At 60.4% G+C, this 24,475-nt stretch carries 9 protein-coding genes, 1 tRNA gene and 1 pseudogene; 5 read left to right on the plus strand and 6 right to left on the minus strand.

Translation table 11 applies throughout. The annotated features are described in order from the left end of the window. Positions 1-77 (plus strand) — tRNA-Met (locus tag NX862_RS19025). A 2-nt stretch (positions 78-79) separates the two neighbouring features. Here the strand turns inward: NX862_RS19025 and NX862_RS19030 are convergent. The 5 genes from NX862_RS19030 to NX862_RS19050 form a co-directional block, all read right to left on the minus strand. Then, a complete protein-coding gene (locus NX862_RS19030) occupies positions 80-1,696 on the minus strand; it encodes a recombinase family protein (protein ID WP_264495515.1) in 1,617 nt (538 codons plus the stop codon). Further along, positions 1,696-2,691: a tyrosine-type recombinase/integrase gene (locus NX862_RS19035; RefSeq protein ID WP_264495516.1), complete on the minus strand. Its 996-nt coding sequence runs from the start codon at positions 2,689-2,691 to the stop codon at positions 1,696-1,698. Before NX862_RS19035 ends, NX862_RS19030 begins: the two co-directional genes overlap by 1 nt. A 53-nt stretch (positions 2,692-2,744) precedes the next feature. After that, entirely contained in the window at positions 2,745-4,433 is a 1,689-nt protein-coding gene (locus tag NX862_RS19040) for a tyrosine-type recombinase/integrase (RefSeq protein WP_264495517.1), read from the minus strand. 165 nt (positions 4,434-4,598) lie between these two features. Further along, positions 4,599-4,808 (minus strand): helix-turn-helix domain-containing protein, encoded by a 210-nt coding sequence (locus NX862_RS19045; protein ID WP_264495518.1) that lies wholly within the window; start codon positions 4,806-4,808, stop codon positions 4,599-4,601. Positions 4,809-4,976: 168 nt separating this feature from the next. Then, positions 4,977-6,104, minus strand: a complete 1,128-nt coding sequence (locus NX862_RS19050) for a hypothetical protein (protein WP_264495519.1) — start codon at positions 6,102-6,104, stop codon at positions 4,977-4,979. Between the two features lie 1,028 nt (positions 6,105-7,132). On the opposite strand from NX862_RS19050, the gene NX862_RS19055 reads away from it, so the two are divergent. The 3 genes and pseudogenes from NX862_RS19055 to NX862_RS19065 all read left to right on the plus strand — a co-directional run bounded on the left by NX862_RS19055 (position 7,133) and on the right by NX862_RS19065 (position 13,286). Next, a complete protein-coding gene (locus NX862_RS19055; protein ID WP_264495520.1) occupies positions 7,133-10,513 on the plus strand; it encodes an AAA domain-containing protein in 3,381 nt (1,126 codons plus the stop codon). Positions 10,514-11,216: 703 nt separating this feature from the next. Then, the gene (locus NX862_RS19060; RefSeq protein ID WP_264495521.1) at positions 11,217-12,146 is read left to right on the plus strand and encodes a putative phage abortive infection protein; all 930 of its coding nucleotides are present in this window, start codon (positions 11,217-11,219) and stop codon (positions 12,144-12,146) included. A gap of 124 nt (positions 12,147-12,270) precedes the next feature. Continuing rightward, positions 12,271-13,286 (plus strand): annotated as a pseudogene (locus tag NX862_RS19065) (IS110 family RNA-guided transposase). Positions 13,287-13,778: 492 nt separating this feature from the next. Here the strand turns inward: NX862_RS19065 and NX862_RS19070 are convergent. Continuing rightward, complete coding sequence (locus NX862_RS19070) at positions 13,779-18,941, minus strand: ATP-binding protein (protein ID WP_264495522.1); 5,163 nt, start codon at positions 18,939-18,941, stop codon at positions 13,779-13,781. Between the two features lie 418 nt (positions 18,942-19,359). Here NX862_RS19070 and NX862_RS19075 point away from each other — a divergent pair, with 418 nt between their 5' ends. Further along, positions 19,360-24,033 (plus strand): hypothetical protein, encoded by a 4,674-nt coding sequence (locus NX862_RS19075; protein ID WP_264495523.1) that lies wholly within the window; start codon positions 19,360-19,362, stop codon positions 24,031-24,033. Positions 24,034-24,475 lie beyond the last annotated feature (442 nt).

The raw sequence follows: 24,475 nt of genomic DNA on the forward strand, positions 1-24,475 counted from the left end.
CGCGGGGTGGAGCAGCCCGGTAGCTCGTCAGGCTCATAACCTGAAGGCCGCAGGTTCAAATCCTGCCCCCGCAACCACTTCAATAGAACACCCAGACAAAGCCACCTTCGGGTGGCTTTTGGCATTGGCCCCACTCGCTCCTTGGCCCAGCCCGATCAAGGCAGACAGAGTGCCTTCCATGCCCAGGACTACGCCATCCTCCTTCGCTGTCACCGTCACACGCGTGATCAAGCCGCGGATGATCTCCAAGGCCTCGACCCGCAGCTCGGGATCCTTGAGCGCTTCGCCCAACTCGGCAACCCGCTTGCGATAGGCCTCCGCCAATCCCGGGTGAAACCGCACAGGCGACGGGGCAGGGGCCTCCAAGGCCGCATCCAGCTCCTTGAGGCGGCCTTCCAGCCCTTCCAACCGCTCCTTGAGCCCAAGGCGTCCGCAGGCCTTCGGCAATGGCGTCGTAGAGGCCCTCTAGCTTGCGGGCAACCGCCTTGCGCTCCGCCTCGATCTTCGTCCGTTCGGCCTGTTCCTCGCCGCGGGCGTTATTGATCTCACGGGTATAGGCAGCCACGAACTCAGCCACCGCATCCGGCTGCATCAATCGGTCGCGCAGCATTGTGAAAACCGCCTCTTCGAGCGGAGCACGTCGCACAGACTTCGTTTGCGTGCAGGTGTTCAGCTTCCGCGCCGCCGAGCAGGCCATATAGTCCCTCCCCACCGTCGCGAAGCTGCCCCCGCAACAGCCGCAAACCAAGAGCCCGGTCAGCAGATGAACGGGCCGCTTCTCCTCCCAGAACTTCGTGGCCTTGATCGCCTTCACCCGGGGATCGGCATCGATCTCACCCTGACGCGTCTTCACCGCCTCCCAGAGAGCGTCATCGACGATCCGGAGTTCCGGCACCTCGGAGGTCACCCACTCATTCGACGCGTTGATCCGGGACACCCGCCGCCCCGTCATGGGATCCTTCACATAGCGCAGCCGGTTCCACACCAGGCGCCCGATGTAGAGTTCATTGTTGAGGAAGCCCGTGCCCCGCTGGCGATGCCCCCGGATCGCCGTGTCGCGCCACAGTTCGCCCCGGGGGCCGAGCACGCTCTCGGCGTTCAGCGCTTTGGCGATGGCCTTCGGGGAAACGCCCCGAGCAAAGTCCTTGAAGATACGGCGAATGACATCAGCCTCGTCCGCGTTGATCTCACGCTCGCCTGTCGAGACGGAGCCATCTGCATTCATTCGGCGAACCACGTTGTAGCCATAGGAGTTGCCACCACCGGACATCCCCGCCTCGACACGGCCCCGCAAGCCGCGCCGAGTTTTGTCCGCCAGGTCTTTGAGGAAGAGCTGGTTCATTGTGCCCTTGAGACCGACATGGAGCTCGGTAATCTCTCCCTCCGCCAAGGTGACAATCGCCACTCCTGCGAAGGTCAGGCGCTTGTAGATCGTCGCCACATCCGCTTGGTCGCGGCTCAACCGGTCCAGCGCCTCGCAGACCAGCACCTTGAACCGCCCCGCCTGCGCCGCCGCCAGCAGGTCCTGCAACCCCGGCCTCGCCATCGAGGCCCCACTGATGCCGCGATCCGAAAAGATCGGGCCCTCGTCCAAGCCCTCCCGAGTGATGCGCTCACGGCACAAACGCACCTGGTCCTCGATCGAGGCCTCCCGCTGCATCTGAGAGGAAAACTGGGCATAGATCGCGGCGCGCATCATTTGTCCTCCATCAACTCGGCCAAGACGGCAGCATAGTCCCGGCCCGTCTCGATTCCCTGTGCCTGAATGTAATGCCGCTCCGCCGTCCCGAAACCAGAATGTGCAAGCAGCGGGCGGATCAATCGGGCGTTCTCCGGTGACAGCCGCGACAACGTCGTGGCCGCAGCGTCCCGGAATAGGTGAGGGGAAACACGGACGCCGACCGTCTTAAATGTTGCAGCTACCACAGCTTCCATGATGCCTTGGGTTCCAAGCGGATACCCACAGCGATCGACCCACAGCCTATCATGGTGCTTTTGACCTCGCCGCGCCATGAGCCAAGGCCGGATATGTTCGACATAGCGTCTTAAGAGGACGTCGCCCGCCTCAGGGACCGGCGCCTCCCAAGGAAGGCCGTTCTTCGTCATATCCGGCGAAAGATAGATATGGATCTGTGTGGGCGACACGATGACCGACTGGCCGAGGTTGAGTTCTGTAAACGAGCGTCGCCGCATGGGCAGCTGGGCGAGCAAACCCACCATGGCGCCATTCCGGATGCTCAAGGCTTCCGAAAGCGCTGTTGGTGCAGCCGCCGCAATTTCTGTTACCAAACGCTCCCCTGCCGCCAAGAGATCCTGGCTCGGCAAGATCCGCCCGATCTTGCGTTTGGACACCGTATGGCGGGCGGTCCGCTCGGTCCGATTGACGATGCGTCGTTGCAGGGACCAATCCTGGCGCGGATCCGCAGCGCTGAGAACGATGACAGTCCGCTGGATCAGCGTATGTCGGGACATGGGTGCAAGGCCCGACAGATCTTTCAGCCAGTCATAGAGGCGAACAGCCGTCGCACGCTCGGCTGGTGCCTCGTGCCGCGCCTCCGGGTAACGCTTGAGCACCCAATCCAGCCAACGTTCATACCCCGCCCGCAGCCCGGCGCAGGTCGTCGCCCGCAGATGCGCCAAACCGCCGCGATCGTCCAGCGGTCCGCCATCCGCCGTGAGCCCGAGCCACATTTGCCGGTCAGACTCAGGCCAGTCTGCAAAAGCCAAAGAAACCCGACGCACCATCAGCGCTTCGCCTCCGCAATGACCTCGGCAAAGAGTCTGGTTGCCGTTCCTGCCTCGAACCCGGCATAGGCATTGATCGTCTGCGTCAGGGCCTTGTGCCCCAGAAGACGGCGAAGTGCCTCATATTGGCCAGGGCGCGCCGTCAGAAACAGCTTTGCAGCGATATGGCGGAACAAATGCGCGTTCACCTCGATGCCCAACTCCTTGAAGATCCGCGCTTTGATCCGCGAAGAGAATTGGGTCGCATCCATAGGGGCTTTCCCCGCTCGCATTGGGAACAGCCAAGGATTGCCCGGATCGCAGAGTTGTGGCGTACGAAGGGCAAGGTGTTGCTCGATCAAAGAGATCACAGATGCCGGTAACTCGAACTCGATCCGCTCCGAGTTCTTTACTTGATCAGCCTCAAACAGCAGGAAGGCGCGACCCTTGCCGAAGCGATGAAGGTTCTCTTCGAGGTGGATGCTCACGGCATTCCCGCGCCGAATGGGGCAGTGCAGAAAGATGGCGATCGCGACCGCATCTTCCCGCGCTAGGTTCGCATTGTAGCTCGTGTCGCCAGACGTCTTCGCGAAAAGTGCCTCTGGAAGACGCAGAAGCGCGCGCACCTTGTCTTGGTCTTCCAGAGGACGGAGGCGGTCGCGGTTCTTGTCGGTCATCCCACTCTGCGGCTTCACAAGGACTCGATCACGTAACCGCTCGATTGTTGCCTGATCGTTTTGGCTCACATGCACGAAGCGTTTGGAGATATTTGCGAGCAGGCCCGCCATCTCGGAAACTTCCCGCGTCAGTTTGTTCTGGTTCCGCTCCAGCATCCAACGGAGGCCCCGTTCGACATTCTTGGGCGTTGTGACGCTTCCGATGTTCGGCAAATCTTCGGACTTGAGGCCAGAGTGAACGAGGATAGAAGCAAAGCGCAGAAGGCGCTGACGGTAGACCCCGACAGAAGCGGACCGAAGAGGTGCTGAACGGGCAAGCGCGTCGAAAGGATCAGGCGCCGTCAAGCTTTGCTCAAAACGTTCCAGGTCCAGTTGGAAGGTCTCGGGAAATGCTGCCAGATCCAAGGCGAACTTTTTGGACCGGCTTGGGAGTGTCAATCGTTGGGTCGGCCAATCCGGAACTCGGGACTGGGCAAGGTTCCACATATTGACCGCCGCTCGATAGGCGATCACCGGGTCTTTGCCGATCTCGTTTACCCGCAGGCCTTCGAGATACGCCTCCGCGTGTTCATCACGGACAGCATCTGGAGCGATACCGAGCCGGTTGAGGAAGCGAATGAACCGAGAAAGGCCGTGCAGGCTGCGATCATGGGTGGCAAGGACAGCCGCCCAGAGGGGCTGCCAGCGAGCATCCATCGCGTCGCGCTTCTTGGTCCGTCCTTCGACGATCCCACAGAGCACGAGTCCGGCACGGGCGTCAGACAAGGCGTTCGACAACGTCTTTTGAGAAATTCCGATTGCTCCCGGTGCAATCTTTTCGATCCGCTTTTGCAGCCATGCAGGGTGCGCCGGGATCTCTTCCAGTGTGCGATTCAGGGCCTTCGCCAAACGCCGAAGGCCAGAGAGGATGTCGCGCCGCCGAGTCGGTGTGAGATCTGAGTGAGCCTCGATTTGTCCCACAACAGCGCCAAGGGTCGGCGTTCCTGCGGGCACAAAGGCCTTCTCCAACACCGCGGCATTGATCTTAGGCATCGGGAATTCTCCGTAAGGGCACGAGTGGTCTCGGGTGGACACCTGCGGACAGGATATCCGATTCGGGATGACTATAACACCAAAAATGAAAAACTAAGGGTGCTGTAGTATTCCCGACAATACCTCAAATATCTGATTTATATGGACATAAGTGTACAGGCAGTGTCAGAGGCGCTGCGCCTTCCGATAGGCCGCATGCGCCTCCTTCGTCACTCGCAGAAGACGCTCGCCAGGGCCAACCCGCAGCGCCGAGAGCAACCCCGCCGTGATCGCGCGCCGAACCGTCTTCTCCGAGCAGCGGTCCAAAGCCGCAACCTCACGAATCGTCAGCAGGCCCCCGTTGCCGTCAGTCATCGGTCCTTTGGTGCTCGTCATTTTTTTGCTCCTTTCCCAAGGTTGAGCGCTCCCTCGCCATCTGCCGCCCAAGCAGCCGCGCCAATGCAAAGACCGCCGAGTCCACTTCTTGTGCGGCGGCAATCTTCGTTGCTGGCTGAGGGTGCTTGGCGGACATGGGGTAAACATGGCCAAGCTTAGGCAGGGAGTCTAAGTGTTGTGCCGCCGCTGCATTTGCTCCACGAACCCACTAAAGCCTTTCGCGCGTTCCGTCTGCGTTGACTTCCACTTGCGAATATCTCCGACGATTGCCTCCGTACCGAAGGTGCTTTTCGGTTCAGTGACGCTGCCTACGACGGCGTTGACGAACGCGAAAATCCTTCCGCGCCGTTCGGAGTTCAGCGGGTCGGTGGTATAAGTGACCTTGCGGCCCTGTGAGTGCCAGAAATCGAATATCGCTGTCATGACCGAAATGCGCCGCTCATCGGGGATCTGCCGCTGGTCAACAAATGTGCGAAGGACAGCGAGGCCTTCAATCTCTTGGATAGCCTTGAGTGCGGAATCCAGTTCATCGATGGCCTCGATGATCGGCGGAATCCGGGTCTTGGCGTCCTTCACAAGCTGTCTCTGCTCGACTGGAACACCATGGAATGCCGTAAGGTTTCGGATCGTCTCTGCCGCAGCCACTAGTTTCTTCTTGACGCTGGAAACTTGCGATCTCGCTGATCTGACAGCTTTAGCGCCCTTCGTGGTGGACTCCTCATAAGCGATGCCGCGCATCGTTGCCGGAATCGTATAGAGAGCACTTGCGAGACTTACGGAAAGGCTCCGGAGCTCTGCCGGTGAGAAGTCGAATTCCTGAGCGATTGCATTAATCTCTTCGTCGCTAAGGGCACCATTGCGAAGATCATGGTCAGCGACCACCCAGTTTGCGGTCCAGTTGACGCGGTCGACGCTGGCAAAGATTGCGGGCGATTCACTTCCGGGATCCGCCCCAGCGTTGCTCATCTTTTCTCTCGGTTCGGCCATGCTCACACCCTTCTGTTTAAGGCGCTGCGTGCAAGTGGCCCAGTTCGCGTGGCCCTCTTGATGCAGCATTTCTGCGCATGTGTGGAGGTAAGCCACAATATATAGTGTAGTGAGTGCCAGATTTTTTGCAATCCCACCACTTGGACAGGCGATGCCAGCATCAGTCAGGGCTAGGCCGTGGCCCTTTGAGCGGATGCAAATCGCCCCACAAACCAAAGCTGAAACTGCATGCCCGTCTGGAAACGGCAGCGCACGCTGAACAGCTGAATTGGTGGTGGTGGCAAAAGGCAGATTGTTCGTGGGTGCCATCACCGAAAACCACGAGTTGGCCAGGATCGGTCAGCAGGGCGGACGGTGAGGCCGCTCGGGGTTTCGCCCGACCATTCGCCAGCGAGGGCCTAAGACACGCAAAGATGGTCGCCACGGCAGCCGCACGCCGTTCTTGTGCGGAGATGATCCGGGAACTACCCCACTCCGCGCCAACTCGACCCCTTCTGGACTGGCGCAGAAACGCGACGATGAAACCCACCGGCTGGTGAACCTGCGGACTAGGTCAGGGTGACAGATCGGGGACCTAGTGCAGCAGCAGCTGCATTGGGGGCAGGATAAGAGCCTGCGGGGAAGCGGCTGGCCACCGATAAAGGGCATCGCGTGGATACGGATCAGGCAGGATGGGCCTTCCCCCGCATGCCGGGGGGAAGGAGCGGGGGCCGGATATTGCCTGTCCTAATCCTGTTCGCTCAATGTTGTCTCCCCATGTCCATGGTCCTGTGCAGCAGCCGTACCTGAAAGTTGCAATCGGCTCTGATCGGGGTGCAGTTGACCATTGACAGAGAGGCTTCTGCCGATACGGCTTCGCCAGCCCTTCGCCAGCCCTTCGCCAGCCCTTCGCCAGCCCTTCGCCAGCCCTTCGCCAGCCCTTCGCCAGCCCTTGGAGTGGCTAGCCCTTTAAATGTGACCGTCTGATACGCACATCGGTTGCGGCCATACCAAGCCTTGCTGGAAGAAGTAGCGAAAGAAGCGCGACGAAAGGCCTTCGCCATATCCTGCTTTGTATCGAATCAGTGGAGGTTTTCATTTCTCGCAGCGCAAATGTTCACTCTAAATTCTGGTTGGGTTAGAGGTTGGGGCTTGTTTCGGCATGGCATTTATCTTTTGTGGACCACAGCGTCACCGTGGAGCGCGGGGTGGGTTCGAGTTGAAGCCGGCTGTTTCGGCCGCTTTATGGTGCGTCCGAATAATCGCTTCAAGACTTGCCTTGCTGCGTCACCTAAGTGAGATTGTTGTGATCCCGTCTCTCCCTCCTCTGGGTTGAATTTGAATTTGGATTTGTGTTCTTGAGCAAAGACTTCTCATCCGTTTTGCGCTACTGGCGAACCTCCCTTGCCGATGGGGCACTCGGCGAGGGCAAGCTCAAGCAGCGGGAACGGACCCGGTTTATCGAAGTTGCCTCTGAGACGCTTCGGACGGGCAAGCTGCCTTCGGAGGCCGTTGATAAGCTGTTCAAGGACGAGCCACGTGCGAAGACAGTGACCGTCCGCTTTTGGCCCTTGGTGACGGCGCGACAGGTGTCCCATGGCGCGGGGCAGGGGGATGGGTTGCCTGACCTCGTTGCGCCGGTCGTCACAGAGGCTTTCGTTGATCGGAAAGGGCTGATCCTGCCTCAGCGCAACACCGTGGCTCGGGATCTCCTCACTCCCCTGCCGTCGGACGATTTCTCGATCGGTGCTGTCGCCGACCTCGATGACTTCCTGACGACCGAGCCGCTGCGCTTGCCCAATCCAGGCGATTGGCAGGCCTATCTGGCGCATTGCCGCAAGATGCTGGACGCGGTCTCAAAAGGATGGCCCGAGGGAGACGCGAACTATCGGCATGCGAAGTATGGGCTGATCGAGGTGGCGCAGGACGGGGCAGCCACGATCCGCAACATCCTCGACCTGTATGACAAGCTGATCGCGGACAATCACAAGTCGCCCCTCTTGTCCCAAATGATTTCGCCATCCACGGGCAGGCTGTTCGATCAAGGTGTCGAGCAGGACTTGGCGCGAAGGCTTGGCCACTCGAACCCACATTTCCCTTTGGCGACCGAGCAACGCCAGGTTCTCGCCTGCCTCGATGCTGCGGGGCCAGGAGAGGTGATCGCGGTCAACGGACCTCCGGGGACGGGCAAGACGACGATGCTGCTGTCGGCGGTGGCAGGGCTGTGGGTCTCGGCGGCGCTGAAAGGCGGCGACCCGCCGATCATCGTGGCGGCATCCTCCAACAATCAGGCCGTCACCAATATCATCGACGCCTTCGGGAAAGATTTCGGCAAGGGTGAGGGGCCCTTTGCCGGGCGTTGGCTCCCCGGCGTCGAAAGCTTCGGCATCTACCTTCCCGCCAATACGCGCAGGCAGGAAGCGGCAGAAAAGTACCAGACCGAGGACTTCCAGGTCCGAATGGAGACAGTCGATGGTTTTCGGGCCGCCAAGGAGGCTTGGCTGACAGCCGCCCGGTTGGCATTTCCAGGATTGCAGGGCGAGGTCGCCGAAGCCGTTGCCGCCCTGCACACCACCTTGCAACGCGAAGTGGCCAAGCTATCCGCTGCCGACCGCGCACGCATTCGGTTGACCGAGGCCGAATTGGCGCTGGATGGACTGCGGCCCGATCCGGAAACCGCCGAGACCGAGGCTACAACCCAGAGTACCCAAGCCGCGGCTGAGGTCGAGAGCCTGCGTGCCCTGCGCAAGACCTATGACAGGCACATGGCGGCAGAATCCGCCCTGACGGCCTTCTTCTCCTTCCTGCCATCCGTCGCCCGTAAGCGGCTCCTTAGGGCGAGGATGGCAGTTGAAGGCCTCGCCGGGTTGGAGGCTTGTCGGACGCTAGCCGAGATCGACCAGGCCCTGGCAACGCAATTGGCCCGTGCCCATGACCGCAAAGGGAAAGCCGAGCAGTGGGAGCAACGGATCAGGGGCCTTCGTGCGGAAGGCATGGCGGCAGCCCACGCATCTGAGGCGGCTCTTGCCACTTTCGGAGGTCCCGATGACCTTGAAGACCGCCTCGACTGTGGCATGCGGTTTGATCTCTTCCTGCTGGCTACCCATTACTGGGAGGGGCGCTGGTTGATGGCGATGGAGGCAGATCTGTCAGGGATCACTGCCTCGGCGACCAAGACGGGGCGGAGCAGCGTCGTTCCGCGCTGGCAGCGTCGAATGATGCTCACGCCCTGCGCGGTGGCGACTTTTGCAAGTCTTCCTCCGAAGCTGGCTGTCAGTCGGCGTGACGGCGGCAAATGGGCGACCGACTACCTGTACGACTTCGTCGACCTGCTCATAATCGACGAGGCGGGCCAGGTTCTGCCCGAGGTCGCAGGAGCTTCTCTCGCCCTAGCCAAGCGTGCCCTCATGATAGGCGATACGCGCCAGATCGCGCCGATCTCCACGGTTCCCCTGGCTGTCGATGTAGGTAACCTGCGCGAGGCAGGACTCTTGGCGCTGTCTGACGGCATGGAGAAAATCGAGCCCTCCGGCATCTGCACCACTTCTGGCAGTGCCATGCGTCTGGCGCAGAATGCTTGCCGCATCTCGCCCTATCCGGATCTGGCTCCGGGGCTGTGGCTTTTCGATCACCGGCGGTGCCACGACGAGATCATCGGCTACAGCAATGCGCTTTGCTATCAGGGCAAGTTGCGGCCGAGGCGCGGAGCGGCCCCCGCCGACGCGCTCCTTCCAGCTATGGGCTATGCCCATGTCGACGGTCGTGCCATCCGGGCCGGGAACAGCCGCGTGAACCCGACGGAGGCACAGACCATCGCGGCTTGGATCGACGAGAAGCGGGCGAAGCTTGAGGAGAAGTACAACCGCCCCATCGAACAGATCATCGGCATTGTCACCCCCTTCGGCGCCCAGGCTCGGGCCCTTAAAGCGGCTTGCGCCGCAAAGGAGATCACCGTGACGGGGCGGGAGGGGATCACGATCGGCACGGTTCATGCGTTGCAAGGCGCCGAGCGTCCCGTGGTGATCTTCTCGCCGGTCTATTCCAAACATGCAGACGGGGGCTTCATCGATGCTTCCCCCTCGATGCTGAACGTGACCGTCTCACGTGCCAAGGACAGTCTCCTGGTGTTTGGCGACATGGACCTGATGGCATCGGCCATCCCGGGTTCCCCAAGGGCGCTTCTGTCGGCTTTTCTCGACCGACCGGGGCAAGAGTTGGACCCGCCGCAGGTAGTCCGCCCAGACTTGCAAGAACGCGACGACCAGTTGCAAAGCCTCAGAGACGCCACTGAGCACGACGCGTTCCTTCTGCAAACCCTCGCGGGCGAAGGGCGGCGTTTCCTGATCGTCAGCCCTTGGATCAAGCTTCGGACCATGGAACGGACCGGGATTCTGGAAGCGATGCACTCGGCTGTTAAGCGTGGCGCCGTTATCGAGGTCTATGCCGATCCCCTGTTGAACGAAGCCTTAGGCCCCTCTGGCCTCTCGTTCATTGACGAAGCCGCCTCGGCGCTCGATGCCATCGGAGTCAAACTCTCCCAGTTGAAGAAGCTGCACAGCAAAATCGTCGCCATCGACGACGACATCCTCTGCGTCGGCTCCTTCAACTGGCTGAGTGCCGATCGCGAGGGTCAATATGCCCGCCACGAGACTTCTTATGTTTACCGAGGCGCTCAGGTCGAGGAGGAGATCCGTGTGACCCGCGACGACCTGGCACGCAGGTCAAGAAAGATAGACTAGTCGTGGTACCATCCGCGGGCGATGAGAGGCGCCGATCAGGAAGCCGTTGTCTAGAACGATGCACCGCTCATAGTTCTCACCGCCTTTCGGCTGAATCTTTAACAAGTTCAGAGGCGTAGTGTCTTCGTTCGATATGGGCGGAAAGCAGAAGTTCGCTGCATTTTCGAATACCACGCCTTCCATTAGGCGAGTCAGACATTTCAAACCGACCGAATACTCCTTGTGCGGACTATGTCAAAGAGCGTGTCCAACGGATGGTATAAACTGTCCGCTGCGTCTATCTATTTTTCGAAGGATATTGCAAGTATCCAAAGGGAAGTGTATAAAATTCACTCTTTACTTAACTCTGACAAGTGTTGTGCATATGATAAAACGCGAAAAAGACGCCAAAGCACTGCCCTGAAATAGCTTTCAATATACAAAAGGCGTCAGCTACTGGACACATGAGGCTGTCTCATCTGGAAGCTTCGCAGGTTACCTACTGGACGTCGATAGTTCGTATGTTATTCTTTCTCACCGCTGAAGAATATTATAAGAATTACTCATTGAATTTTAGTGCGAGGACACCAAACATGACTCCCCCCCCGATGGCCCCTCACAACACGCACAGCAAACTGAAAAGGTAGATCGATCGATCTATGGAAGCTTTTTGAGATTGCCTGATTGGATACGTTACACTGCTTGGATATGTATTGGTCTATGGGTGGCCAACTTTTTTTTAGGTATCTCGTCGCTCCAGTCGCGAGGCATCTTCGGTGATGCATTTGGTGCTGCAAATTCGCTATTTTCGGCTTTTGCGCTATTAGGAGTTGCTTGGAGCGTAGCGATGCAACGCGAGGAACTTAAGGTTGCCAAAGAAGATCGAGATAACACCCGCGAAATCCTCAAAGATCAGCACTTAAACTCTAGACTGCAAAGGTTTGAGACCACCTTCTTCCAGCTTTTCACGGCATTCAATTCAATCGCGGAATCCGTAGAAGCCTCTGATAAATATATAAAAAACAAATCCAGCGGTTCCGGACAAACTTCGTCATCTAGTTCTGCTTCTGATAAATTAGCGCAAAATCTTAATACTATATCGCAAGGCCGCGCATCTTTCGAAAACTACCTGTCGATACTGCGGCGAGATTTTGAAGCGTTAATAGGGAAAACTGAGAAAAATGGTGACGAAAGCGCTCAGCAAGGCGACCGTTTGAGTCAGGAAGAGAAAATCAACGCCATTGTTGCCGCATATGATAATTTTTTTGCGGTGAATGGCGATGACGTCGGCAGATATTTTCGGACACTCTACACGACAATGAGATTCATAGAAAACGCAGAAATCCCTGCCGAGCAAAAGCGATTCTATTTCAAGTTTCTTCGCGCTCAACTTTCGATGCATGAGTCAACATTTTTAGTTTTGAATTTTCTGAGTAAGTTTACGACGCCTGAATTTAATGACCTTTGTGTCAAATACGGCATGGCAAAAAATGCTGACCGGAAACATCCTCTTATACGTCTGTATCCGGCATTGCCGACAGAACTGTTTGGCAACACCGAGGTCGAGCTGGAAACTGATTATCTAATCGATAGGGATAAATATAGTTTAGACGAATTTGACTTATATGATAACGACGAATCCGACGGACACTAATAACCAAAGGAGCTCTCTTGCACAAATCGCGTGAGGAATTCACCTAGCGTTGATGATGTGACCGCCCCCCGACGGCATCGATGTGCCAAGGAGGGTCTGCAATGATCCAGAAAGGAGCAGGGTCATGTCGAAGATTATCACGGTCGGGCTCGACCTGGCGAAGAATGTGTTTCGGGCACATGGGGAAGATGCCTCGGGCCGGGCCGTTCTGCGCAAGAAGCTGAGACGGGAGTAGGTTATGGCCTTCTTCTGGCAGTTGCCGTCGTGTCGATGGAAGCCTGTGGCGGCGCCCACTTCTGGGGCCGAGAGATCGGGAAGCTGGGCCATGAGGTGCGTTTGATCCCGCCCGCCTACGTGAAGCGCCAGAAGAACGACGCCGCTGCCGCTGAGGCGATCTGCGAAGCAGCGCAGAGGCCGACGATGCGCATCGTGCCCGTGAAGAGCGAAGAGACGCAAGGGGCTGCGATGGTCTTTCGCGTCCGCGAATTACTGATCCGGCAGCGGACGCAGGCGATCAATGCGCTGCGCGGCCATCTGGGGGAGTTCGGCCAGATCGTGCCGCGGGGGGGGGGGGGCGGCCAACGCTGCCCGACTGATCGTTATCGTCGAGGACCCGGGCAGCGGCCTGCCCGCCGATGCCATTGCCACGTCGAAGGTGCTGGTCGGGACCCTCACCCATCTGGAAACGGAGATCGACAAGCTCGACGCCGATATCACTCGGCGCGCCAAGGAGAACGAGGTTGCCCGGCGGTTGATGACGGTGCCCGGCATCGGCCCCCTGATCGCTACGGCGATCGCGGTCCTAGCCCCGCCGCCCGAGATGTTCCGCAAGGCACGCGACTTTGCGGCCTGGCTGGGTCTGGTGCCACGGCAGCATTCGACCGGCGGCAAACAGCGGCTCGGTGCCACGACGAAGATGTGCGAGCGGTCGCTGCGACGACTGCTGATCATCGGCGCCAACAGCGTCATCATCAAGCGGCACGTCCATGCCGCGGCTTGACCGGACACATGGCTTCGGGGGGTCTGATGCTCAAGCCGCCGATGCTGGTGAGCGTGGCGCTGGCGAACAAGATGGCGCGGATCGTCTGGGCCCTGATGGCCCGGGGCGGCGCCTACCAATCTCCGACCGCAGCGGCGTAAGCCGTCCGTTGGTCGCGAGGACGTCGGAGCGGAAGAGGGCAAGGAGAAGTTTGGCGCAACGGTCGTGAAACGGGATCAGAGGAACCAGGGCGCAACAAAGTGCCTTCGAGCACGCGGCGTTGATTTGGGGCCTGATCCGCGAACACCATACGGGCCCGCGGCATGGAAATGGCCGCAACTGAGGCCGGATACATGTCATGATCCTCGAAGCGGTGGCGGACCTCAGAAGCCGTGCGGTCGCATAAAGTGACACTAAGGGCGGATTATCGTCGTTCGCTGCAGTTTCGACGGACGGCCGCTTTGGGGGCCTAGAGGATACTGGCAGCTTTCGTTGCCCAATCGACCTTAGTGGACTTGGTCACCCGACTCCAACTCGATGTTGGTACGCTGCTAGGTGCCCCAGCCGATTCGGGAAGGGATGGACCGGCTCAGCGTTGCAGGCCCGACGGTCTTGCCATAGCTCCCCACTGCGGGGAGCGCCCCACCCAGGGCTCAGTTCGGCGTGCTACGGATGCGCGCGACCGCTGGGAGTTCGGCCGCCGCCATGACGCTCTGCTCCAGATCATACGCTTCGGCGACTCCAACCGCGATCAATCGCCCCAGCGCCCGATCGATCCGTGCTCGCGCCGGATAAGCTGGCGCGAGCAATCCCGGGTCTTCTACGACACACGCCTCAAACCATTGTACGACTAGGCGACCGACGCCCGCCGCAATCCACAGCTCCGATGACGTCGTGCGGCTGAACCAGGCTTCGACTGCGTCAAGCAGGAACCCGACATGGCGCGAGCGCGGCGCCACCAGCAGAAGGTTCATGGTGCAGCGCGCGACGAACACCGTGGGCCCCCCGGGCAACATCGGACGGAGCACGGGCAGGAACGGATCAACCCGGTCGAAAACGGCCGGCGGCAGATAGCTGTGCGTCCCGGTGATCGGACCATAGGTGTTGAACAGCAATTTCGCGATGACGCCACCACTATCCAAGTCTATTCGAGGTTCGCCCGGGTCGCGGACGCTCTGCCACCGGCTGAGCGCCATCAGCCGCGTTACAAGCTTTTCGCGCAGCGACACCGGTCGAGCAGGCGCGCGGCTGGCGTGGTTGAAGTAGAGTACGTCAGCGACATGCTGCACCGTCTGCGCGACCTCACCGAACGGCCCGTCCGGCAGGTCGGTCACGAATGGCAGATCTGCCACAAAGGCCTCATCGTCTCCTTCGAGCAGCCGCTCGGCATAGAAGGCATAAAAATGTGAATTCCAGTCGGTAGGCTCGCGGCTGATCTCGGCGTCGGCAGCATAGCCCAGCCCATTCATTCGCCCGGTCCACTCAGCATAGGCCGAGACGATCTCCTGCTGCCAACCGATCGATCCCTCAGGCGCCGATTGAATTATCGCCAACCATTGGGCCGCCGCCCGATGACTAACGTGAAGGATCCCTGGCGAAGCGTCGACCACCGTCTTCGGCGCATCATCGGCATCGAGCTTTGCAAGTGTGACTGATCCCGGCACCCGAACCCTGCCTGCCCGGCGCAGATTCGGTCGCTCGTCGGGCCAAGCAGGCCAGTTCGGTTCCGCGTCGTCATCAAGCCAGGCCAGTTCGGCCTTCACCGCCGCGTCGGTCCAGGCCGCACGCTCCCCTTGGAAAGCCGCCTGCAGCGCCTCGTCTTCCGGTTCCCGGCCCTTCCGGCGCCACGTCATGCTGGCATAGGCCGCCCGCATCATCGCTTTGAAGAGACGCGGCTCGATCTCCAGGATGCGTTGGACAGCCGCCGCTAACGCGGGGACTGCCGCCCTGTCCTGCCGTGTAGCAAGCGCGACAAGCGCATCGCGATCGGCGGTTTTCCTCAGCCGCGCCCAGAGATGAATAAGCGCGAGGATCGCAATCGCCGGGCTGTTGTAGCGTAGCGTGTCGCGCGCGCTGCCGTCTCGATTGGGGTTCTCTTCGAGCGTGATCCCGATCACTTCCCGCACCCAGGCTTCGTGTGCTGCCAGCAGTGCATCGTCGCCGTCGCGTGCGACGAGCAGCGCGGTCGTGATCAGCCGCGTAGCGCGTGACTGGAGCACATCGGTATCGCTTCCACCGGGCACGCCGCCCTCGGCATAGGCTACAGCGTCGCGCGCGGTGTCGGCCGTCGCATACTCGCCGCCGTTGACCGCCAATGAAATGCGCGCCTCCATATCCATCGCGCGCGCCGACACATCGCGCATGGCTCCGAGTGACGCGCAATGCGCGGCCTCGTCCAGCGGCGACCGGTATTCGAGATTGCCATCCTCCCGCTTGAACCAGTTCGCCCGAGTGAGGACGTTGAGTGCATAGCGGCCAGCGAACTCAGCGTCGCTCAACGTCGCGTGCTCGGTATACGGGTCGAGTGTAACGACCACCGCCGCGAGCTTTGTCCGCAACGCATTGCCGACGGGCTCGTCGGCCAGAAAGTTCGGTAAGGCATCCATCAGTGAATAGCTGCGCGAGGGTCGTGCTTTCAGATCCGCCATGCGCACCGGACCCTTGGGCTCATTCTTCGGCCCCAGCCTGTCCAGCCCCGACCCCAACTTGTCATCGATCTGCCGGTTGCGATCCTTGGCAAGGAGCTGCGGGCTCGCGAGGAACGGCACAAGCGCTACGCGCGCGACATTGCCGTGCGACAGCAGCACGTCGATCGCGATGAGGAGATATGCAGCCGCGCTGCCCTCTGGGCCCAATATGTCGGCAAGCACGGCCTCGACAGATTCGCCGTCATCGAGCCGCTTCTGGCTCCATGCCTCGAGCGCGAGCAGCCCGGAAGCGGCCGCATATTCGTCACCGTTGCCCCGCGACCAGCCATAGGTCCAGCCCCAGGGGAAGAAGCGCGGCCCCTCGCCAAAGTCGACTGTGATGCCGTCTTCGCCAGGCTCGCGCCCGTCGGTATGAAAGGCGATTGCCTCATCGACCAGCCACCGGATCAACGCCAGTCCCTCGGTCGGCGCCGCGTTCAGCAGGTCTAGAAACGGCGGCTGCGCGGGCGATGGCGGCAAATAATCGCTATCGGCAAAGCTGAACGCGCGCTCCATCAGCCGCTCCCGCCAGTGCCCCCCTTGCTTCTTCTCGACCAGGCTCGCCTGGACCATCGCCGCCAGTTCGGCCGGCGCGACGGGAGCGATCACGCTCGAGAACTGGCGCAGGTCCTTCATCTTGTGATGGTCGCCGTCGCCCGTGATCGCGGTGAGATAGGCCTTGAGCGCATCGGGCACATACGACCCGAGCAGCATCCCCATCAGTCGGAGCTTGTCGATCGTCTGCCGCCGCGCGTCGCTCGCCCAGCGCGAGCGACCCTCCATCCCGGGAATCGTGACCGGCGTGTCGCGCAGATCGAGCTGGTACAGCCAGTCGAACAGCAGCCGGGATGTTCGCTTGGCGAGCGAAGGGATCATCTTGAGGATGAAGATCTGAATCTCGACCAGTTCGACCACCGCGCTGATCGCCGACATTGGCACCTCGGCGGCATGGTCATGTACCCAGCGCAGCACCACGGTCGACGATCCCGTCACGTCTGTCCGGTATGAGCGCGGCAGGTCAGCCCTTGATCCATCAGGCAACGTCATTATGTCCGTTGTCGCCTGCGTCTCGACCGCAACGATCGTCGTTGACAGTTCGGTCAAGAGTGAGCCGCCCTCGGCGAGGAGCGAGGCGCTCGACTTTTCGAGCAGATCGATCGCGATTTCGGACCTGACCAGCGCGAGTATTGCGTGTCGACGCCACGAACCGTGCGCGTTCGGAGGCGACAGGTGCGTGAGCAAGTCGAGCCAGGCGCTCGCATCCTTGCCCGTCTCGAGCACGATCCGCGCGGCGATCTCGATACCGCGGGCGACACGCGGCGGCACGGAGCCGTCCAGATCGAACCCTGACAGGCGAGACGGGTCTTCGGCGATGTAATTCCCGATTGCCCAGTCGCGCAGCACGTCGTGATTGAAATCGAGCCGGTCGGGCCGGACCTCGCGGAGCGACTGGGCACCGAGCAGATGGTCGCGCGCAGGCGAATCCTCGTCGAGATCAATTCCTGCCTCGCCCTTGAGCGCGGCGGTCGCCAGCGCCTTGAGGATTCGCTGCGCTGCCCGGACTTCGGCCGTCGGTGCGGCATCGGCGCTGATCCACCAAAGCTGCGCGAGCCCGGCCTCAGTCCGCACCGATGCGGCGCTCGGTTCGCGCAGCAGTCGCGACAAACGGTAGAGGTTGCGCGCGAGTTGCGCCGCGGGATGGCTTGCGTTGAGCAGAATCCGCAGCTCGGGCGCCTGGTCGACCAAGATCGCGACTTCCTCGTCCGACAGCGCCCCGACCTCGACCAAGTGAATCCCACCCACGGCAGTCGAGATCCGGTCGTCGAGCCATGGAATGGCGGCGCTGGCGCCGGTCCGCCGCGCAGTCGCGACCACGGTGAAGCCGGGAATGGCGCAGGCTGCCCGCAGCAGCTCGCTGATCGTGCGCTGTCGCCCCGCATCGTCGACCATGTCGATGCCGTCGATGAAGACGTACGCGCCACCGCTCGCCGCCAGATCGGTAAGGAAGGCGGCCGCCGATCCGGGAATGCCGAGCGCGTTCGCCAAATACAGCCATCCGCCCGGCGGCGTCGCCTCACTGTCGAGGACGATGATCGGGGCACGCGCGGCGACACGCTCGGCATAGTGGCGCAGCACCCAGGATTTGCCGACGCCGGCATCGCCGCGCACGACGATGAAGCGCTGTTTCTCGACCGCACCGTCGAGCGCCGCGACCGCCGCCAACCGCGGCAGCGTCACACTCGCGACGCTCGTCCCGATATGAGAGAGCGTGTTCCGCGCGAGCTCGGCGAGCCGCAGGCGGGCCGAGCCGTATTCGCGTTCGTCGGCAAGCTTGAAATCAGCCTCGGCGAGGTTCGCCTTAAGTGCAGCGGTATCGATCTCGCCGCCCCGCGTGCCGGTCTGTATCGAGAGATCGACGAGGCGGCTCCACAGTGCTTCGGCGCGCGCGACCTGCTCGTCCACCAGCGCCATTCGCGCGAGCGCGAGGCCATAGGTGCGAGCGATCGGCGCGCTCGCCTCGAAATCGAACTCGAGGATCAGAATCCGGCGCAGCAGTCGCCAGATCGTCTCATCTTCATCGACGACGTCGCCTGCGACAAGATGCTCACGCGTCGTCTCGACGAACTTGCGCATGTCAGGATTCGCCACGCCTTTGGCCGTCAGACGGGTGAAAAACTCGTCCGCTGTGGCCGCGCTGCGCGCCCAGCCCAGCACTTCCTGATACGCACCCGATATCTTGCGGCTGGTCCGCTGCGTGGCAATCCCAAACAGATGACGCTCCGCCGGCACGTCTCCGATCGTGCTGCGGGCAATCTGCTGTGCGACATCCCTGTAGACCGGATCCTTCGGAGAGAACTGGATATCACGTTTCGACTGGATCTCGAGTAGCGCATCACCACTTGCGCCAACGCCCCTGATGATGAGGTCGTCGAGTTTGAACCCTTGCTCGACGCCTTGGAAGCGCACGCTTGTGATGCGCGCGGACGGCAGCCCCGGGGCACGGTTGCCGGTCAAGAGCGCGAGCAGATATAGAGCCCCGATCTCACCTTCAATATAGGCGCCCGCCGCGCCGCGTGAAGCCGGACTCGAGCCATGCTCAGTGTTTGTGCTGGTTTCTGCCGCTGTCATTCCTCTGATGTGCAAACGATCACCCGCGCAGTCAAGCGAAACGCGAGTTTGCGGGGACGTCATTGAACTGACGCGGACCGATCAGTAGCTTGTCTACCTGCTATCTCAATTCATGTCGGCGCGACCAAGCGCCGTCACAATAGATGTTTTTTGCACCGAAAGCCGCGCTCCCAACATCAGTCGGTACGGTGCGTTCGAACAAATGGCGGCTGTGGGGATCGGCTGGACCGTCCTGGAATGACCGGCATCAAGTGCGAAGCGGAAGTTTCCTTTGAGGAAAGCGTGTGTCCGCTTGGGCCGCCAGGATGTTTGGGCTTCCCACATGGCGATCCGTCTGGACATGGGAGAGCGAGGGCTACATTCTCGACCAGAGGCCGATTGACGGGATTCTGCCTGCCGACCATGGGTTCGAGAGCCATTGAAACGATTGCAATCTGAAGCAAGCCCCACCTTTGTTGCTGGTCCAGCAGAGGATGCAAAGCGTCTTCCGCTGGACGCCTTGCGTTCAGCGCTCTTGCAGCTTCAGGCGACAGGGGCCAGCGGTTTCGAGGGGCTTGTTGCCACGGTTCTCAGCAAGATTGTGGGGCAGAATTTTCGGCTTTCCAGCTCCGGCACACAAAATGGCAAGGATGGCACGCTGTTCGCGGCTACGGATTACCTGATCGCATTCGAGGGGAAACGCTACGATACGCCGCTCAGTCCGGCAGATATCCATGCCAAGATTACCCAATTGATTGCCAGCACCGCTATGCCGGACCTCTGGGTGTTGGCCGCCACAGTGGGGGCTGGCGCGCAGATGCTGGACACGGTTCACGCAGCCACCTCCCAAGTCGGAATCGGTACGCTTATTCTGGACTGGCCGCGGACATCCGAAATCCCGCCTCTCGCGGCGGCGTGTGCCCTCGCACATGAAGTGACTGCGGCCTTTCTGCATGCGAACATCCAAGACCATGATTGTGTCAGAAAAGCGATCGAGGCGCTGTCTGCAATCCGCGGGGCCGAAGCATTCAAATTGGCCGCAGAAGATATTGTCCGCACATTGCGGGACCCCTCAGTTGCCCTGTCCAACGCAAGGGTAGAAAATGTGAAGCTGATGGAGGCCATTTTCTCCGAGCCGCGCCTTGCCAAAGCAGCGTTTGGCCAAGCGTTGACCCCCAAGGCGGCCGGACCTCTGCCGATTCGGTCCCGTTCCGCCCTGGTGGCTGACGTCCAGCAACACCTGACCAATAGTCGTTCGGGAGAGATTCTCGCTGTCGCCGGAGGCGAGGGCCACGGAAAATCCTGGCTGGTTGCGCAAAGCTGGCTTCAACTAGCCGACCGGCCTCTTCTGGTCTTTATGCCGGCGGTTGACCTCAAGCAGGCCGAGGCCTACCACACCTTTCAGTCTTTCCTCATCTCGAAACTGATCCAACAAGCCGACCATTTTGACGGCGAAGCAAATCGGAAGCGGTGGGAACGGAGGTTGAAGCAATGGGCAGAGCGGCCAAGGGAGGCCGGGCCCCGATTTGTACTTTGCGTTGACGGGTTGAACCAGAAGCCCGAGTTCGAATGGACCCGCTGGCTTGAGCGCGCCGCTATCGAAGTCGAAAAGCTAGGTGGTGCGCTGATCGTCACCTCTCGTGCGCATTATTTTGATGAGCGGGTCCGCATTGCCCTAAAGTCCCCAGTCGTGACGGTCTCGGTCCCTGAATGGACGGACGATGAGCTGAGAGAAATCCTCGCCATCAAGGACACAGACGTCCGGACGATCAAGCCGACCGTGCTGAGCCAGCTTCGGAACCCGCGGATATTGGGGATCGCTTTCGACCTGATGGCCAGGCAAGAGATCCACGATTTTGACGAGCTGAGCGTTGCGCGCCTTCTTTTCGAGCATATCCGTGCCGGCGACCGCGACGGCAATGCGCCAGAGCCGCCGATAGAGTTCACCCGCCGTTTGGCCGAACACGCCCAGACGATCATCGACCGTGTGACGGCGCAGAATAGCGAAGACCTTCTGATCTTCGACCGAAGCTCTAACCTGGGCGGGCAGACATTGAGCGCGGCGCTTCTGGCGGTCACTGCGGAACGCTTCTTCCGTCCGGTTCCAGAGGATCCGACGCTCTATGCGATTTCCGATGACGGGCTGTCCTTGGCCCTTGGTCTCGCGATAATCCGAGCCTTGCAGAAGGCCGAACGCAATGCCCGCAATGTCGATGAAGCCCTGGAGACGCTGCTTGACCCGATCCGGGCGCTCGACAAGACGGCGGATGCGGTCTTCTCAGGGTTGATGGTTTCTGCCGTCGATGAAAAGTGTTCTTTGACGATCCGGCGAGCGTTGATCGGTGGCTTCTTGCGGCTTCAAAACATCAGCGAGGACATCTACCCGGCTTTCGTCGGTGTCGCGCGCCATGCGACTGATGCGGCGATGTGGGCCTTGCTCGACCTCGCGACGAACGCCCGTCACGCGACGAACCACGATTGGCTGTTGTTGGCCCTTCGTGATTGCCGACAGAAACCCGAGTGCTGGCAGATCATCAGCGACCATGTCTCAACGTGGCTCCGGACCTATTCGCTTGACCCGAAGGTTGGGATGATACGCGGTCCGGGCCAGGATACCTCCGAAAAGATCGCTGAGGAATTAGCGCGGAAGACGCGGGACCTGGCGCAACGGATGGCCGACCTGTCTGCGGACGAGCGGCAGTTTCTTGACAAGAACATGCGAGAGAGCAAGGACACTGACCTGTCCCTGCTCTGGCGAAATGCCTTCGAACTCTTGGCGGGTATGCCGCTGGCGCCCTTTGCAGAGCCGTTGGTCGCTTGCAGTCTATCCTGCGCCCTCAACCACCGCCCATTTGCGCCATACGACGAGTACCTGGCGCTGGTCCGTTTCAATCGTCGCGATTGGCAAGAGATGCAGTCGCGACTTCATGAGACATCCTGTTTCCTGACGCAGGGCAACACGTCGCGAACCGGCCAATGGGCGCTTGTCCAAGTCCTGCGTGCCATCGGCACGCCCGAGGACGCCGAACGCGCAGAGCGACTGGTCCTGCAACTTGCGAAGAACTGGAACGGGCCGACGAGTTGGCGGCTGGTCGAAACCTATTGCGCCAGCGACCCATGCGATCCGGCATCGACCAAGCCTGAAAACATAGACGCTACAGGACAGAACTTTGCGCAGGTCAATGTCGAGGACGTCTCTCGCCACCTTTCGATGGGGAGTGACGACCATTTCGTGAAAGAGGCGCTTCCCGGGATGGCTCGCTTCTTGCCAGACGTGGCCATCGAGACCCAGCGCAAGATCGCGCGGTCGATTGTGGAGCGCGGGGCTTCCGAACTCATGCGGGGCGTCTATTCGCTCGAAAGACATTCCGCAGCGCTGGACCAAGAGGCCGTCAGTAGCCTCGTCGATGTCGCGAACAGGCTCTGCTCGCCGCAGGGGCTGGCGTCGAACAACACCGAAGAGGATTGGATTACTGCGCAGGGAGCTTTGCAGGCAGCCTTCCCCCATTTGGATGGCGACGATCAACTCGACATTCTAATGGGCTTGCAGTCACACGGCGCGCCTTTGCTCTCTCTGGCCCGGGTTTTCAAGAAGGCAACACCGGCACGCCTCGAAAGTGCGTTGGATCTGGCCAAGCAATCCGGTGAGGACAATCGGGCCCTTTCGGTGCTGCTCTTTGCCATGAGTTCGGGCACGGAGGTGACCCCAAGTGGTTGGGAGCTTGTCAGCGAATTTGCGGGTCATGACCGATCGACTGTGCGCGCCTTGGCCATGAGCCTGATCGCCGCAGCGAAATCTACGGACGTGAGTGCAAAGATCGTTGCCAACGGGTGGAGTGCCGCCCCGCTCGATCGAACGGAAAGCAATTCGGAGATCTGGTATGGTTCGCTCATCGTCATAAATGCGGCAGAGTGCGGGTTGATCGGTGTGGAGGAGGCATTGGCCAGGATCACACCACGTCTGTACGGCAAAGCGGCTGAAGTGCTCGGCGCGCAGAGCTACGCTGCCATCGCAAAGTTTCTTGCCGCAGCCGTAGGCAAAGCGCTGGAGGCCGACTTTCCCTTCTCCCCCCCGCGCGTCGAGCAACACACGCAAAAGACTGGCACCTCCGGCTTGCCGATCTTGTCACTAGCAGAGCCGCGGGATCTCCTTGGGCCCGACGCATTCTTCAAGCAACTGTCCGAAACGCCGGAGGACTTCGAAACCCGCCAGCGCCAGAGATGGGACGCATTCGACAAGTTTGCGGCGGCGCTTACTCGGCAGGATGCTTGGCTCATCATCGAGGACGTGGGTCAAGCAGCGGTCGATGCCTTTGTGTCGGCATCGCCCGACCGATGTGCCGCTTTAGGTGGAGAGCTTCTCAAGCTTGGCGACCGAAAACTGGTTCGCGTGCAAAACTTCGCGTTGAGACTTGCACAATCTCTGTCGCACCACGACATGGTGCTTGCATGTCAACTGTTTGAACGTTTTTCGGGGCGGCAGCCCGTCGTGATCTTGGTGTCCGATGTGCTGAGCCTGCCGCTTGAAGTCAACTGTGTTTGGGAAAGTGCCGACGGGGAGCTTCTGGACAATCTTAGAATGCGGCGATTGGACGATGCGGTGAATGACCACCAAATCGCTCAAGAGGTTCTTGCAGCGCTGCTGGCCGGGAAGGCCGGGCTTATAGAAAGTTATGTTCGCAAGCGCCTCGCAGGCCCGGAGCCCGCCGTGATCGCCCGCGCTCTGACCGTTGTCGGTTTCGGGCTTCAGACTGCTGCTTCCGATGCGATCCTTGCAGGCTTCCAGGGATTGAAGGGCATGGTCGGAAGCGCCGCGAGGTCGGCGCGATTTGCCTACGATCGCGACTTTTGGGCGCAGCATTGGTTCGAAAAGATGTGGTCTGCGAACTCCGCGGTCGAGTTCTGGGTAATGAGTACTCTGTTCCTCAAAATCGTAGACGCTCGCTTCGGAATCTGGGGTAATAGTCTCACGAAGAGCGGCACGGTAATCTCCAACTTCGCGCCGACCATTAGGGCTGGGACACAAAGCCGCATGAGGGCCTGGAAGACGAAACGGGAAGCAACGCTTTACGGCGAAAAGGCGCCAGGTGAGGTCTATGTTGTGGTCAAATGAAACTCTCCATCTGGAAAGTGGCGATGCGACCGTGTTCTGGAAAGGTGAGAGAAGTTCCGCGGGACTTTTTGCTTGCGCTATAGGGTCTGCCCACGAAGGAAAGTTTTTTCAAGGAGTGAACGGTTCAAGTCGAGTGCCTGCATAGGGTGCTCCTAGAGTACCGCCTCCGTTCGGTTCAAGCCTGTGCCTGCCCCCGCAACCAAATTCCTCTATTCAGATCAACGGCTTGCGCCCCGCCATTCGGTGGGGCTTTTTGCTGTCCAAACCGCGGGTCAACAATAGGTCAACAAGCGGACGGAAACGGCGTGCGAAAACATGGGGATAGTGGCCGTGTAGGACGCGGAACGCGCGAAGACCGCACCGGGGGTAACCCCCCATTCTTAACGGGGTGCATCCGTAGAACTCACGCGGCCGTCTTCAGTTTCTGGGCGGGTGTGATGCC

The sequence above is a fragment of the Stagnihabitans lacustris genome (genome assembly GCF_025950525.1).
Lineage (GTDB): Bacteria > Pseudomonadota > Alphaproteobacteria > Rhodobacterales > Rhodobacteraceae > Stagnihabitans.